Source organism: Thalassospira marina, from assembly GCF_002844375.1.
Lineage (GTDB): Bacteria > Pseudomonadota > Alphaproteobacteria > Rhodospirillales > Thalassospiraceae > Thalassospira > Thalassospira marina.
In genome coordinates, this window is record NZ_CP024199.1 from 2210816 (window position 1) to 2225354 (window position 14539).

Consider the following 14539-nt stretch of genomic DNA (forward strand, 5'->3'; position numbering starts at 1 on the left):
CCCACGATTCTTGACCTGATCTGATCTACCCTGATCTGCCGAAACCGGATGCGATAATGACCAGCAAACTGACCCATTTTGACGAAGGCGGTAACGCCGTGATGGTTGATGTATCAGCCAAAGCCGTAACGACGCGCACCGCAACGGCCAAAGGCCGTGTGATGATGCAACCCGCCACGGCAGAACTGATTGCAAACCATGGTCATAAAAAAGGTGACGTTCTGGCCATTTCGCAACTGGCGGGCATTATGGGCGCAAAGCGCACCTCGGACCTGATTCCCCTTTGCCATCCCCTGCCTCTTGACTCGGTATCGGTCACGCTGACGCTGGCTGAAAACGAACCAGCCGTTGAAATCACCGCTACCTGCAAAACATCGGGCAAAACCGGGGTAGAGATGGAAGCCCTGACGGCAGTATCGGTTACGGCGCTGACAGTTTTTGACATGTGCAAGGCCGTTGATAAGACCATGCAGCTTACGGATATCCGCGTCGTTTATAAAGAAGGCGGAAAATCAGGCACTTTCGTTGCCGATTAACACAATTGCGGGCAATTTTCCTGGCCCCAAAACGCCGTTTATTCATCATGAAATGCGCTGATCAAATTCCTGTCGGCATTCCAACAATGCGCATGCCTGATCAGTGTTCGGTGCAAAACAGACACGTTTTTGGTGTCCTTCCCCCTTGCAAGACGCTTGACCGACGATCAGAACCAAAGTAGAACATTAATGTATTCGATTTGTTCTTATTTGGGTTTGGGAAAATGCCATGCTGACGCGCAAGCAATATGAATTGCTGGTCTATATCGACAATCACCTTCGCGATCACGGTATTTCACCTTCATTCGACGAAATGAAGGAAGCGTTGAACCTTAAATCCAAATCGGGCATCCATCGCCTGATTACCGGCCTTGAAGAACGCGGCTTCATTCGCCGCCTTGCGCACCGGGCCCGCGCCCTTGAAGTGTTGCGTCTTCCCGACAATAACGAGGATGAAGCACCGGCAACGCCCAGCAGCGCACGGGTCACGCCCATTTCATCGGCGCGGAAAACAACCCATCGTCCGGCCATGGTGCCATCGGCCTTTTCCGAAATTCAGGAAAGCGTTTCCCTGCCCCTTTATGGCCGGATTGCAGCAGGTACACCAATTGAAGCCCTGCGTGACCAAAGCACCCATGTACAGGTGCCTGCGGCCCTTCTGGGCACGGGTGAACATTACGCGCTTGAGGTTTCGGGCGATTCAATGATCGAAGCCGGTATTCTTGATGGCGATACGGTTTTGATCCAGCGTTGCGAACATGCCAATGACGGCACCATTGTTGTTGCCCTTGTCGATGACAGCGAAGCAACCCTGAAACGTATCAAGCGGGGTCTGGGCCAGGTGTTGCTGGAACCGGCCAATGCCCGTTACGAAACCCGCGCCCTGCCGCCTGAACGTGTTCAAATCCAGGGCCGGCTTATTGGCCTGTTGCGCCAGTATTAACCACACCTTTCGGGCAGATCAGCGACCGCCAATCACAATCCAGGGCCAATTACCGCTGGTCTGCCGTACCGTTTCATAATGCGCTGGTGCCTGCCCGTTTTCCAGATAAACGGCAACACCACCCTGCCACCACAAAACATCATCATCAATCACAAGCGGTGATCGGGTGCATGATTTGCGCACATGTTTCGGGAAATCCTGTTTCAGGGTCACAATCACGTCGGCATGACGACAAAGATAAAATGGATCAGAAATTTTTTCTGAAATTACAATTACTTTTCCATTCTTTTTAAGCCAGCACCTTTCAAATTCACAACGCTGATCGGCACTGATTTTGGCATCAAAACCTGTGCCAAAACGTGCATTCCAGATATCGCGGTGAAAGCTGCTGGCACGGCTGTTAAATGTCAGCCCGTCATTGTCATCCCTTACCAATGCCCAATCTTTTTGATCCCCGCCAATGAGCAGATCTGGCGTTTTCGCCGTAATGACAAAAATGACGGCGGCCCCCATTGGCACAATTGCAATTGGCCATAGCACGCGGCGCTGCCAGATCAGCACCCATAACAATGCCAGCAGAGCACAAATAACAGCCAAGGCCGATGGCTGCGCAATATGCCAAAGCCCCCAATCCTGCCCGGCTATAAAGTGCGCCAAACCAATCAACATATCCAGTCCGGGGGAAAGCACGGCAAGGGCCGCAGCCTGCAGGCCAAAAGGCAGCAAAACCAGCACTGCGACAACACACGGCATAATCCAGAATGCCATCAGGGGAATCGCAACCAGGTTTGAAATCACACCCAAAAACGAAATCCGCCCAAAATGAAACCCGATAATAGGGGCTGTTACCGCCGTCACCATGACCCCGGTGACCAGCAAAACAAAAAGATAGCGCCCTGCCCGCTGCCACAGCGGCAAATCACGCTGCCCGGCGATTAAAAGCGCCCCACGCCCCTGATAAAACGCCACCAGCACGGTGACCGCAGCAAAAGAAAGCTGAAAGCTGGCCCCTAAAATGGCATCAGGCCGCAACACCATCACCGTAATGGCGGCAATCGCGACCAGGCGAAGCGAAATGGCGCGCCGGTCCATAAGAACGGCAAACAGAACAATCGCAGTCATCACAAAGGCACGCTGGGTTGGTACCGTCGCCCCTGACAACAGCAGATACAATGCCCCAATGACAAAGCCCGCAACGGCTGCCCATTTTTTAATGGGGTGCCGTAAGGCAATGGATGGGACCAAGGCCAAACCAAACCGGACCACAAAAAACACCACGCCACATAACAGCCCCATATGCAGCCCGGATATTGCCAGCAAATGGGCCAGCCCTGATTTTCGCAAATCCTCTGCCAGATCCGGCGGCACGCCGCCGCGCTCGCCGACCAGGATGGCATTGGTCAAACCGGCCTTTACCGGCTCCAGCCCGGCATTAATCTGCGTCATAATCGTCAATCGTGTATTTTCAACCAGACCAGACAAATACTCACCCAACGTCGCATCATGGGCCGGGATGATCTGAAAACTCTGTCCAAGGGCGAAACCCGTGGCACCAATGCCATCGAAATAGAGGTTCCGGGCGAAATCCGGGTCGCCTGGCGTTTCCGGCACACTTAAGGGAAACAGCTTTGCCTTACCGGCAAAACCATCACCAGGACGTGCCACAACATCCCCCAGGACAGATATCCTGACCCTGTCGGGCACCTGTTCATCATCCAGCCCATCAATATGGGCAGGTTCCATAATCAAACGGGTGCGACCATCCCGTGGCTCAGCCGAAAGAATTTTGCCCTGCAAATCTTCGACATAAACCGGTTTGAGCAGGACTGGGCCCTGTAGCCGGTAAAGATGCGCCTGCACAACCACACCGCCCAGAATGGCGGCAGCGAACATCAGGCAACAGAAAAACGCGATAACATGATGACGACTCAGCCATAACCCGGCTGCCGCCAGCAGCAGGGCAAAAAACAACAAATAGTCCGAAGGTTGCGCCAGGAGCGAAAAATAAACCGCCTGACCCAACCCAAGGAACATGGCAAATGACAAAATCCACTTTTCACGGTCATCGGCCAACGCTGTTGCAACATGCTCAAAAACAACGTTAAGACCTTGAAAAAAAGTAATTTGCTGCCATCTTATTCGACGAATGTTTAATGGTATAGCGCGCCTCGGGCTTTTATCTATCATCCGCTGTGGTGCAACAGCATTACGAATATGATATAGCGTGCACGCCAAATGTCTTAACGACAAGCGACAACATCCAGAAAAAATGGATAAAGCGAATGACGGTTGTTACCCGTTTTGCCCCGTCTCCGACCGGGTTCCTGCATATTGGTGGTGCACGTACCGCCCTTTATAACTGGCTTTATGCCAAACATACCGGCGGCAAATTTCTGCTGCGTATTGAAGATACCGACCGGGAGCGTTCGACCCCCGAAGCTGTTGATGCGATTTTTGCCGGTTTGAACTGGCTGGGCCTGAACGCTGACGAAGAACCCGTCATGCAGTTCGCCCGCCGCGACCGCCATGCTGAAGTTGCCCATAGCCTGGTTGAAGCCGGCAAAGCATATTTTTGCTATTGCTCGCCCGAAGAACTGACCGAAATGCGCGAAAAAGCCCGCGCAGAAGGCCGCCCGATGAAGTATGACGGCCGCTGGCGCGATCGCGATGCGAGTGAAGCCCCTGAAGGTGTTAAACCTGTCGTACGCCTGAAGGCCCCACTTGAGGGTGATTCTGTTATTAATGACCAGGTTCAGGGTGAAGTACGGGTGGCGAACGACCAGCTCGACGACTATATCATCCTGCGTGCCGATGGCACTCCAACCTACATGCTGTCTGTTGTGGTCGACGACCACGACATGGGCATTACCCACGTTATTCGCGGTGATGATCACTTGACCAACGCATTTCGCCAGAAAGCGCTTTATGACGCGATGGGCTGGGATGTCCCCACCTTTGCGCATATTCCGCTGATTCACGGACCGGACGGGGCCAAACTTTCCAAGCGCCATGGGGCACTTGGGGTTGAAGCCTACCGTGACGAAATGGGTTTCCTGCCAGAAGCAATCAATAACTATCTGTTGCGTCTGGGCTGGGGGCACGGCGATGACGAAGTCATTTCTACCGACCAGGCAATTGAATGGTTTGACATTGCCGATGTCGGCAAGGGTGCATCACGTTTTGACTTCGCGAAACTCACCAATCTGAACGGAATTTATATACGTCAGGCTGATGATGCTCGACTGGCAGAGCTGATTGCACCTGCCATTGCAGCTGAAATTGGGCTTAGCAATTTAGATGCAGTGCAGAAAGAAACCTTGATCAAGGGCATGTCAGGGCTTAAAGAAAGAGCCAAGATCCTTACCGAGTTGGCTCAATCAGCCACTTTCTATGTCACAAACGGCGTACTGTCTTTCAATGACAAGGCACAGGCATTGATCGACGGAGCTCCCGCCGGATTGTTTGCTGCTCTGGCAAATGAACTGGCTGGTCTTGATACATGGCAGGAAGAAGCCATTGAGGCTGTTGTCAAGCAGTTAGCAGAAAGCAAGGACCTGAAACTGGGCAAAGTCGCCCAGCCTTTGCGCGCTGCTTTAACAGGCTCCAATTCTTCACCGGGCATTTTTGAAGTTATGCATGTGCTCGGCAAACCCGAAACGCTGAACCGTCTCAAAAAATTCGAGGCGGCATAACAGCAATAAAAAACATCGGGAAACTTTAGTCTGTTTGCGCTTTGTGCGCTGCGGCATTATGCTGCACACAATCGAAAACCATGTTCGTTAACAGGGAAGGAAAAAAGTCATGGCTCAAAATTCCAAGACTTCCCATACCGTGACGCTAACCGACAACTCCAACGGCAAGTCGTACGAGCTTCCGGTTCTTGAGGGAAATATTGGACCGTCGGTCATCGATATCCGCAAACTTTATGCTGATACCGGTTACTTCACCTATGACCCCGGCTTTACCTCGACTGGTAGCTGTGAATCGACGATCACCTATATCGATGGCGACAAGGGTATCCTGCGTCACCGTGGCTATGCGATCGACGATCTGGCTGAAAAAGCTGACTTCCTTGAAGTTTGCTACCTGCTGCTGTACGGCAACCTGCCGAACACCGCAGAACGTGACAAATTCCGTGGCGACATCACCATGCACACCATGGTGCATGAACAGATGCGCAACTTCTATAACGGCTTCCGTCGTGACGCCCACCCGATGGCAATCATGTGCGGTTCTGTTGGTGCGATGTCTGCTTTCTATCATGACAGTACCGACATCAGCGACCCGAACCAGCGCCTGATTTCGGCTTATCGCCTGATCGCGAAAATGCCGACGATCGCTGCTATGGCGTACAAATACTCCATCGGCCAGCCGTTCCAGTACCCGAACAACAACCTTTCATATGCAGAAAACTTCCTGTCTATGATGTTTGGTGTTCCGTGTGAGAAATACGAAGTTAACCCGGTTCTGGCAAAAGCAATGGATCGTATCCTGATCCTCCATGCTGACCATGAACAGAATGCTTCGACCTCGACCGTTCGTCTGGCCGGTTCTTCGGGTGCGAACCCGTTTGCCTGTATTGCTGCTGGTATTGCCTCGCTTTGGGGTCCGGCACATGGCGGTGCGAACGAAGCCGTTCTGAAGATGCTCAACCAGATCGGTGATGTGAAAAACATTCCCGAGTTCGTGAACAAAGCCAAAGACAAGAACGATCCGTTCCGTCTGATGGGCTTTGGTCACCGGGTTTACAAAAACTATGACCCGCGCGCCAAAGTTATGCAGGCGACCTGCCATGAAGTTCTTAAGGAACTCAATGTTCAGGATCCGCTTCTTGACGTTGCACAGGAACTTGAACGCATCGCTCGCGAAGACGATTACTTCGTCGAAAAGAAACTGTACCCGAACGTCGATTTCTATTCGGGCATCATTTTCAAGGCGATGGGCATTCCGGAAAGCATGTTCACCGTTCTGTTCGCAGTCGCCCGTACGGTTGGCTGGATTGCCCAGTGGAAGGAAATGATCGAAGATCCTTCACAGAAAATCGGCCGTCCGCGTCAGCTGTTCACCGGCGATGTCGAACGCGAATTCAAGGAAGTCGATGCCCGTTAATCACGGTTTGCATCCCTTCCTGCTCAGCTTCCATAGCTGATCGCAGATCTCAAGCTCCCTGCCCCACGGCAGGGAGTTTTTTTATCGCCCACCTTCGGGGCAACAAAAAAGCCCCCGCCTGATGACGGGAGCTTTGTCTGTATGATTGGGTATTCTGCCTATTCAGCGAAATGCTGATTACCAGCTACCGGTATTTTCCATGCTGGCCCAGGGCTCTGCCGGTGCCAGTGATTCGCCCTGCTGAAGCAGTTCGATGGAAATACCATCGGGCGAACGAACAAACGCCATATGCCCGTCACGGGGCGGACGATTGATGGTCACACCTGCATACATCAGCTTCTGGCACAGGGCATAAATGTCTTCGACTTCATAGGCCAGATGGCCAAAATTGCGACCACCGGTATATTCTTCCGGATCCCAGTTATAGGTCAGTTCCAGTTCCGGCATTTTGTTTGCTTTGGCACTGGGCACATCATGGGGCGGTGCAAGATAGATCAGGGTGAAACGGCCTTTTTCACTTTCGTGACGGCGGGTTTCGTCCATGCCCAGCAAGTTGCAATAAAAGTTAAGGGAGGCATCAACGTCTTTGACGCGAACCATCGTATGCAAATAACGCATTAAACCAGTCTCCGGTTTGAACCTTGGAATGGGGGAAAACTAATGCAAATCCACGGGCTTGAGAACCGGCAAGTTGCAAAACTTTTACCAGCAGGCCTAACGTTATTTTGGTCGCTGCTGTTTGCCCTGTTGCGCGATCTCTAAAACAACGCTTGCTGCCTTATCGCTTGGCGGCGTCTGCCCAAACCCCAAAAGCGTCGTTGCCTCATCAAACCCGGCAAGCTGTTCATCGCGCCGTTCGCCCAAATCATTCAGCTTTTTCATCGCGTGATAAAGCTTATCTGCCGTGCAGTCTTCCTGCAGATATTCCGGCACCAGTTTCCGCCCCAGGACCAGATTGATGATGGTAACAGTATCAACCTTCAACAACTTCCGCGCCAGCCAGGCACTCGTGGCACTAACGCGATAGCCAATGACATGCGGAACACCGACAATGCCAAGCTCCAGCGATACGGTGCCAGACGCTGCCAAAGCCGCATGAGCGCAACTAAAAGCATCGCGCCGTTCCTGATCCGTTGCGACAACAACGGTCTTTACAGGCCATTCTGACGTAACCTGGCGCACTGTATCTTCTACCTTGCTAACCGTTGGCATGACAAAACAGGCATCGGGGTCATCATTTGCCAGTCGCACCACAACATCGCGAAAAACCGGCAACAGCCGCGAAACTTCGGAATGGCGGCTGCCCGGCAGAATAGCGATCACTTTTTGATCTGCTGTCAGCCCATGCTGAGCCCGAAACCGCCCGGCATCGCCGCCATGCCGTTCTTCGACAGCCGAATGACCAATAAATGTGGTTGCAAGGCCCTCGCGCTCAAAGTAAGGCGGCTCAAAGGGCAGCAAAGCCAGCAAATGATCCAGGAATTTTGCAATTTTGCGCGCCCTGCCCGGCCGCCAGGCCCAAACAGAAGGCGCAACATAATGCACCAGCGGAATCCCCGCAGTGGCCAGTTTCTTGCCAACACGAAAACTGAAATCAGGTGCGTCTATCGTCACCACAACATCCGGGCGCTCTGCCAGGGCCAGATCTGCAGTTTCACGAATACGGCGCAACAGCCGCGGGATATGGGGGATAATTTCAGCCAGGCCCATAACCGACATTTCATTCATCGAAAACAGGCTTTGCATCCCCTCGCCAATCATGCGCGGGCCACCAACACCAATAAACGTAATATTAGCGTGTTGCCGCTTGAGAGCCGCCATCAACCGCCCGCCCAACTGGTCGCCCGAAGCCTCGCCAGCAACCAGCATGATTTTCAGGGGTCGAGACGCAGCCGATCCTGAAGTGATCGATGATGTCGCAACGGCAAAATCACCAGAAGGACTATGCAAATCATCAGTCATGGTCAGCACCGCCACGATCAGGCAGACCAATCAGGAAAATCCCAAGCTCATCGGCTTTTGCGATAACATTTTTACGGTCAATGATCATGGTACCGCCTGCCTGAACAGCAATGCCTGATAACCCTGCTGCATGTGCCTGCTCGACAGTTGTTACGCCAATCGCAGGCAAATCAAGACGGCGATCCTGCTGAGGTTTACTGGTTTTCACCAAAACACCACCCACACCAGGCCGGGCGTAACCTGCTGAACGACGGATCATTTCATCCGTCCCTTCAATCGCCTCGACAGCAAGGACCAGCCCCTGCTGCACAATGCATCCCTGCCCGACATCAACACTGCCCAAAACCCTGGCAATTTCCTGACCGCGCCGGGCATCACTTAATGCCTGGTCACTGGGTTCTACCGCACCCAGCGTCCCTTCCGGCGCGACCAGATCAGCCATAATTTCGTGGGCACCGACAAGGCGGAAACCGTCCCGTTCAAGTTCCTGGCCGATAATGCGTAAAAGCCCGTCATCGCCAAGTGACTTCAGGCCAATTTTAGCCAGCAGCTTGGCAGCCCGTAAATCAGGGCGGATAGAAGCAAATGACGGCCGTTTGACCTTACCCGCCAGCACAACATCAACACACCCTTCGGCCTTCAGACGCGACAGGATTTTACCCGCTGCGCCAATACGAATGGTTTCATAGGGCGCGCCAATGGTTTCAGGGGTGTCGCAATGACCGTCAAGCGCAATAACGAACACCGCCCGCCCCGACGCTTTGGCTGCGTCGACAAGGCGGGCGGGAAGATCACCACCACCAGCTATCAGGCCAATTTTACCCTGCGGAGCTGTCATATTTCGGGGTACAGACGGAGCGTGTGCTCTCTGCTTTCAAAAAGTTGATAATTTCCATGACAGGGCCGACATCGGCAAAGTCTTTGGCGACTTCTTCAACACGTTCGGCAAGTGTCCCCTCATGGGCAAAGACCAGACGATATGCCTTGCGCAGAGAATGGATCGTTTCACGATCAAACCCGCGACGCTTCAGACCAACGATGTTAAGGCCCGACAGATAGGCACGGTTACCAATAACCGACCCATAAGGGATAACGTCGCTTTCAACACCGGTCATGCCACCAATCATGGCGTGGCGGCCGATACGCACAAACTGGTGAACAGCCGACAAACCACCAACAATGGCGAAATCGTCCACATGAACGTGCCCGGCAAGCGTTGCGTTATTGACCAGAATACAGTGGTTGCCCACCATGCAGTCATGGCCAACATGGGCACCCGCCATGACAAGGCAATCGTCACCCACGGAAGTCAGCATGCCGCCGCCTTCGGTACCCGGGTTCATCGTCACGCCTTCGCGAATCTTGACCCGTTTACCTACGACAAGGCGGGATGCTTCACCCTTGAATTTCAGGTCCTGCGGCGCATGACCGATCGAGGCAAAGGGAAAAACCACACCATCTTCGCCGATTGTCGTGTTACCCGCGACAACCACATGCGAGTGCAGTTTCACCCGGTCCCCCAGAACTACCGAAGCGCCCACCATGCTATAGGGGCCGATTTCGACATCCTGACCGAGCTGCGCACCGTCTTCGACAATTGCTGTCGGATGCACGTTTGCCATTATCAATTATCCCGGATCATCGCAGCAATCGTTGCTTCGGCAACAACCACGCCGTCAACACGAACTTCACTTTCGAATTTCCAGACCGGACCACGGCTCTGTTTCTTGCGAACATGGATATGCATCACATCGCCCGGCACAACCGGCTTGCGGAAACGTGCACTATCGATGCTCATGAAATAAACCAGCTTGCCTTCTGAATCGGCACCCAGGGTATGAACCACCAGGATGGCAGCTGTCTGTGCCATCGATTCAATAATAAGCACGCCCGGCATAATCGGCTGCTGCGGGAAGTGACCGGTAAACTGCGGTTCGTTCATCGTTACATTCTTGATACCGACAGCAGATTCATTTGCTGCAATATCAACGACCTTATCGATCAGCAGGAACGGATAACGATGCGGAATCATCTCCAGAATACGCTGGATATCAACACTTGCCAGTTCGGTCATAAACAGTGCCCTTATTTCTTTTTTCGTATCAGTCGCGAAAGCGCAACTGTCTGCTTGTGATATTCCATCATGGGAACAGCCGGGCTGCCACCAACAACATCGCCTGGTTTCATATCTTTCATGACACCAGCCTGCGCGGCAATTTTGGCACCGTCGCCCAATGTCAGATGGCCGGTAATGCCTGCCTGCCCGCCTGCGACAACAAAATGCCCAAGCTTGGTCGACCCGGAAATGCCAACCTGCGCGACAATTACGCAGCCCATACCCATTTCAACGTTATGGCCGATTTGCACCAGATTGTCGATACGGCAACCATTGCCAATGACGGTGTCAGGCCCGGCACCACGGTCAATCGTGGCGTTCGCACCGATCTCGACGTCATTGCCAATCACAACACGGCCAAGCTGCGGAACCTTTAAATGGCCCTGCGGGCCCATGGCAAAACCAAAACCATCCTGGCCAATACGCGCACCGGAATGGATAATGCACAAGTTGCCAACCAGCGTATGCGTCAAAGCCGCACCCGGGCCGATATAACAACCCGCACCGATGACAACACCGCGGCCAATAACCGCATTTGCTGCAATGCGCGTACCATCACCAATTTCGGCGTTTTCTTCAATCACCGCACCAGGATCAACCTGAACATTGTTGCCAAGGCGCGCGCTGGGGTGAATGTGGGCGCCGTCCGAAATTTCACCGTTTGCACCCTCGGCCGGGTAAAACACCGTCGCCGCCTTTGCATAGGCGCGGTAAGGATCGTCGCTTGTGAAAACAATCATGCCTTCGGGCGCGCGATCGGCAAATTCCGGGCGCGCAAAGCAGGCACCAGCCTTGCTCGCGACAAAGGCATCGATATATTTGCGATTGTCAAAAAAACTCAGGCAGGTTTCGTCTGCCACCTGCAAAGGCGCCACATCGACAAAAGACCGGCTTGCGCCGGTCGTCTGTACAAGCGTTGCACCAGAAATCTTGGCGATTTCCGCAGCATCGAATGGCCCTTTGCGTCTAAAAAAACGCGGATCTGCCATCAGGAAGCTTCCTTGAATTCAACAGTCAGCGAGGGAATGGCCGCATTGATTTTATCAAAAATCTCTTTGGTTGCATCCATCGCATTGGCATGAAGGATCACCTGGCTTTTATGCAAAACCAGGGTTGCTCTACGCTCTTCGGCAACGTCAGCAATAATTTCGATCAGCTTCTTCTGAAACTTGATCCGCGCTTCGTTCACTGCTTCGTCAAGAACCTTGTTACGGCCCTGGGCGAATTTCTGGAACTCGGCCACTTTTTTCTGAAATTCCGCACGTTTCTGCTGCAGAACATCCGCACTTAACAACGTGCGTTGCTGGGCAAGCTTCTGGTCTTCGTCACGAAGAGCCTGCTGGCGTTTTTCGATTTCAGACTGATAGGAGTCACGACGTTTTTCCACCTGCTTGCGCATATCCTGCATGGCAGAGGCTTCACGCATGATGCCTTCAAAGTCGACGATCATGACAATCGCGGTTGTTTCCTGTTTGGCGTCGGTTCCCTGCGCATGTGCCTGCATGCCAAAACCCATCACCATCAAGGCAATTACTAGAAATCGTTGGGCGGTTTTCATCATATACATCAGAATCTGGTTCCGAAGTTCAGACGGAACACTTCCTCTTTGTCATAATCTTCTTTGAGAACAGCCTGCGAAAGGTCAACACCAATCGGGCCAAACGGTGATTCCCAGCCTACCCCAATACCAACAGACCCGCGAAGCGAACCGGTATCAAACATTTCGCCCGGTTGATCGCCATCTACCCCAGATGCCGAACCGAAGTCCGAGAAGATACGGCCTTTAAGCGCAAACTCGGACGGCAGTCCCAGCGGGAAGTCCATCTGAACGGTGCCGGCATAGTAGAATTTACCACCGACGGCGTCACCGCTTGCGATGTCACGTGGTCCGACCCCCCCGGCCGCAAAACCACGCAAACTTGAACCACCCAGCAGGAAGCGCTGCGAAATGCGCGTATCTTTGCCAATCCCGAAGATATAGCCCGAAGAACCCTTGGTGCTCAGCACCCATTCTTTCTGGCGATCAAGCGGGAAGTAGTAACCAGCCGACACACGTGATTTCAGATAACGTTCCGAACCACCAAGACCAGCAAGATCATTCGAAACCTGGGCGAAATACCCTTCTTTCGGCGAGACCGAGCTGTCACGCTGATCGTAGGTCAGTGTCTGACCGATGGTTGACTCACTGAATTCCGGATCTTCTTCACGCAGAAGACGCGATGCATCGGAATCAACATCAGAATATTTATCAAGCTCGAAACCGTAACGAACCTGCTGGCTCAGATGCTCGGTAAAGTTATAACCGGCACGCAGACCAAAACCGGTCTGTTCTTCATCATACGAGCTTTCGTCCTGGTTATCGTCTTCGCGGCGGAAGATATCAAAGCCGGCACTGACATCACGACCCATGAAATACGGTTCGGTGAATGACAGATCGACCTGACGGCTACGGCCACCAACGGTAAAGCCAAGGCGCAAATCCTGGCCGCGACCAAGAAGGTTACGTTCGCGAATACCGGCCTGACCAAAAGGACCCTGGTCAGTACCGTAACCGGCACCGATCGAAAATTCGCCGGTCGATTTTTCGTCAACATCAACTTCAACAACCGATTTGTCAGGTTCGCTGCCCGGAAGGGTTTTGACATCGACATTTTTGAAGAAGTTGAGGTTTTCAATACGCTGGCGCGAACGGTTCAGTTTCGAGCTGCTAAATGCGTCGCCTTCAACGAAACGGAATTCGCGACGGATAACCTCATCAAGCGTACGGACGTTACCAACAATATCAATGCGTTCAACGTAAACCTTCGGACCTTTGGTGATGTTAAAGGTCACATTGATCGTGTTGTTTTCACGGTCGCGTTTGATTTCCGGTTTGATATCGACAAAGGCATAACCCCGGTCACCAACATAATCCGTCAGTGACTTGATCATGTCATCGACAACTTCGGAATTGTACCAGTCGCCGTTTTCCACCTTGATCAGCGGTGTCAGTTCACTGACATCCAGCTTTTCAATTTCGGAATTGATCTTGATATCACCGAATTTGTAACGTTCGCCTTCATTGACCGTATAGGTAATAAAGAAGTCAGAACGGTCCGGCGTCAGTTCGGCCACCGATGACAGCACCTGGAAATCCGCATAGCCAGCCGCCAGATAGAAACGGCGCAGCAATTCGCGGTCAAAGGTCACGCGGTCAGGATCGTAATTGTCATCCGACGTCAGGATTTTCCACCAGGCACTGGTGGTGGTGCGGATCACACCCTGCAATTCACCGTCATCAAACGCCTTGTTACCGACAAAGTTGATGCGGCGTACGCCGGTCGCTTCGCCTTCCTTGATTTCAAAAACAAGGTCAACACGGTTCTGGTCGCGCTGAATGACTTTGGGGTTCACCGTGGCGGCAAAACGGCCGGAACGACGATACAGGTCAAGAATACGCTGAACGTCAGCCTGGACCTTCGTGCGTGTATAAACCACGCGGGGTTTAAGCTGCACCTCGGTTGTCAGGGCGTCGTCTTTAAGGTGGTTATTACCTTCAAAGGCAATACGGTTGATGATGGGGTTTTCAACCACCTTCACAACCATCGTGCCATCATCATAGGAGATGGAAACGTCCGCGAACAGATCGGTCGCAAACAAAGCCTTAAGCGAGTCGTTGATCTTTTGCGGATCATAAGAGTCGCCTGCGCGTACTTTAAGGTATGCATCCACCGTACCGGTCTCGATACGGTTGTTCCCTTCCACGCGGATCTGCTGGATGGTAGGATAGTTCTGAGCCTGGGCATCAACCGGCATAAAAGCCGGGGCCGTGGCGCCCGCAAGGGCGACCATCATCGCAGCAGTTCGCATTTTTCGCAGCAAAACCAACCCCCT

General features: G+C 52.9%; 13 protein-coding genes. 4 read left to right on the forward strand and 9 right to left on the reverse strand.

Translation table 11 applies throughout. From position 1 onward, the window contains the following. The first annotated feature begins 56 nt into the window (after positions 1-56). Both moaC and lexA read left to right on the forward strand, forming a co-directional pair. Entirely contained in the window at positions 57-536 is a 480-nt protein-coding gene (gene moaC, locus CSC3H3_RS10120; protein ID WP_101284744.1) for a cyclic pyranopterin monophosphate synthase MoaC, read from the forward strand. Between the two features lie 229 nt (positions 537-765). Then, positions 766-1479, forward strand: a complete 714-nt coding sequence (gene lexA / locus CSC3H3_RS10125; RefSeq protein WP_101284745.1) for a transcriptional repressor LexA — start codon at positions 766-768, stop codon at positions 1477-1479. 18 nt (positions 1480-1497) lie between these two features. Here the strand turns inward: lexA and CSC3H3_RS10130 are convergent, their stop codons facing one another. Next, entirely contained in the window at positions 1498-3513 is a 2016-nt protein-coding gene (locus tag CSC3H3_RS10130; protein WP_172963414.1) for a ComEC/Rec2 family competence protein, read from the reverse strand. A gap of 248 nt (positions 3514-3761) precedes the next feature. On the opposite strand from CSC3H3_RS10130, the gene gltX reads away from it, so the two are divergent. Together gltX and CSC3H3_RS10140 are read left to right on the forward strand one after the other, a co-directional pair. Further along, complete coding sequence (gltX, locus tag CSC3H3_RS10135; RefSeq protein ID WP_101284747.1) at positions 3762-5171, forward strand: glutamate--tRNA ligase; 1410 nt, start codon at positions 3762-3764, stop codon at positions 5169-5171. 109 nt (positions 5172-5280) lie between these two features. Then, complete coding sequence (locus tag CSC3H3_RS10140) at positions 5281-6588, forward strand: citrate synthase (protein WP_101271483.1); 1308 nt, start codon at positions 5281-5283, stop codon at positions 6586-6588. Between the two features lie 177 nt (positions 6589-6765). On the opposite strand, the gene CSC3H3_RS10145 is transcribed toward CSC3H3_RS10140, so the two are convergent. The 8 genes from CSC3H3_RS10145 to bamA form a co-directional block, all read right to left on the reverse strand. Next, the gene (locus CSC3H3_RS10145; RefSeq protein ID WP_101284748.1) at positions 6766-7206 is read right to left on the reverse strand and encodes a VOC family protein; all 441 of its coding nucleotides are present in this window, start codon (positions 7204-7206) and stop codon (positions 6766-6768) included. Positions 7207-7308: 102 nt separating this feature from the next. Next, complete coding sequence (lpxB, locus tag CSC3H3_RS10150) at positions 7309-8550, reverse strand: lipid-A-disaccharide synthase (protein ID WP_101286182.1); 1242 nt, start codon at positions 8548-8550, stop codon at positions 7309-7311. Further along, a complete protein-coding gene (locus tag CSC3H3_RS10155) occupies positions 8543-9388 on the reverse strand; it encodes an LpxI family protein (protein ID WP_101284749.1) in 846 nt (281 codons plus the stop codon). The genes lpxB and CSC3H3_RS10155 overlap by 8 nt, the downstream gene beginning before the upstream one ends. Next, positions 9369-10172, reverse strand: a complete 804-nt coding sequence (gene lpxA / locus CSC3H3_RS10160; protein ID WP_101271491.1) for an acyl-ACP--UDP-N-acetylglucosamine O-acyltransferase — start codon at positions 10170-10172, stop codon at positions 9369-9371. Before lpxA ends, CSC3H3_RS10155 begins: the two co-directional genes overlap by 20 nt. Before the next feature lie 2 nt (positions 10173-10174). Further along, positions 10175-10624: a 3-hydroxyacyl-ACP dehydratase FabZ gene (gene fabZ / locus CSC3H3_RS10165; protein WP_101271493.1), complete on the reverse strand. Its 450-nt coding sequence runs from the start codon at positions 10622-10624 to the stop codon at positions 10175-10177. Between the two features lie 11 nt (positions 10625-10635). Then, on the reverse strand, positions 10636-11655 hold the full coding sequence (gene lpxD, locus CSC3H3_RS10170) for a UDP-3-O-(3-hydroxymyristoyl)glucosamine N-acyltransferase (RefSeq protein WP_101284750.1): 1020 nt from the start codon (positions 11653-11655) through the stop codon (positions 10636-10638). Beyond that, positions 11655-12233: an OmpH/Skp family outer membrane protein gene (locus CSC3H3_RS10175; RefSeq protein ID WP_101284751.1), complete on the reverse strand. Its 579-nt coding sequence runs from the start codon at positions 12231-12233 to the stop codon at positions 11655-11657. The genes lpxD and CSC3H3_RS10175 overlap by 1 nt, the downstream gene beginning before the upstream one ends. Continuing rightward, positions 12233-14527: an outer membrane protein assembly factor BamA gene (bamA, locus tag CSC3H3_RS10180; protein WP_342751387.1), complete on the reverse strand. Its 2295-nt coding sequence runs from the start codon at positions 14525-14527 to the stop codon at positions 12233-12235. The genes CSC3H3_RS10175 and bamA overlap by 1 nt, the downstream gene beginning before the upstream one ends. Between the last annotated feature and the right edge of the window lie 12 nt (positions 14528-14539).

Bases quoted from the DNA above. Each gene is read 5' to 3' on its own strand.
- lpxD (WP_101284750.1), bottom strand. From the start codon at position 11,655: ATGGCAGATCCGCGTTTTTTTAGACGCAAAGGGCCATTCGATGCTGCG.
- lpxA (WP_101271491.1), bottom strand. From the start codon at position 10,172: ATGGCAAACGTGCATCCGACAGCAATTGTCGAAGACGGTGCGCAGCTC.
- CSC3H3_RS10175 (WP_101284751.1), bottom strand. From the start codon at position 12,233: ATGTATATGATGAAAACCGCCCAACGATTTCTAGTAATTGCCTTGATG.
- moaC (WP_101284744.1), top strand. From the start codon at position 57: ATGACCAGCAAACTGACCCATTTTGACGAAGGCGGTAACGCCGTGATG.
- lexA (WP_101284745.1), top strand. From the start codon at position 766: ATGCTGACGCGCAAGCAATATGAATTGCTGGTCTATATCGACAATCAC.
- CSC3H3_RS10130 (WP_172963414.1), bottom strand. From the start codon at position 3,513: ATGTTCCTTGGGTTGGGTCAGGCGGTTTATTTTTCGCTCCTGGCGCAA.
- CSC3H3_RS10145 (WP_101284748.1), bottom strand. From the start codon at position 7,206: ATGCGTTATTTGCATACGATGGTTCGCGTCAAAGACGTTGATGCCTCC.
- lpxB (WP_101286182.1), bottom strand. From the start codon at position 8,550: ATGACTGATGATTTGCATAGTCCTTCTGGTGATTTTGCCGTTGCGACA.
- CSC3H3_RS10140 (WP_101271483.1), top strand. From the start codon at position 5,281: ATGGCTCAAAATTCCAAGACTTCCCATACCGTGACGCTAACCGACAAC.
- CSC3H3_RS10155 (WP_101284749.1), bottom strand. From the start codon at position 9,388: ATGACAGCTCCGCAGGGTAAAATTGGCCTGATAGCTGGTGGTGGTGAT.
- gltX (WP_101284747.1), top strand. From the start codon at position 3,762: ATGACGGTTGTTACCCGTTTTGCCCCGTCTCCGACCGGGTTCCTGCAT.
- fabZ (WP_101271493.1), bottom strand. From the start codon at position 10,624: ATGACCGAACTGGCAAGTGTTGATATCCAGCGTATTCTGGAGATGATT.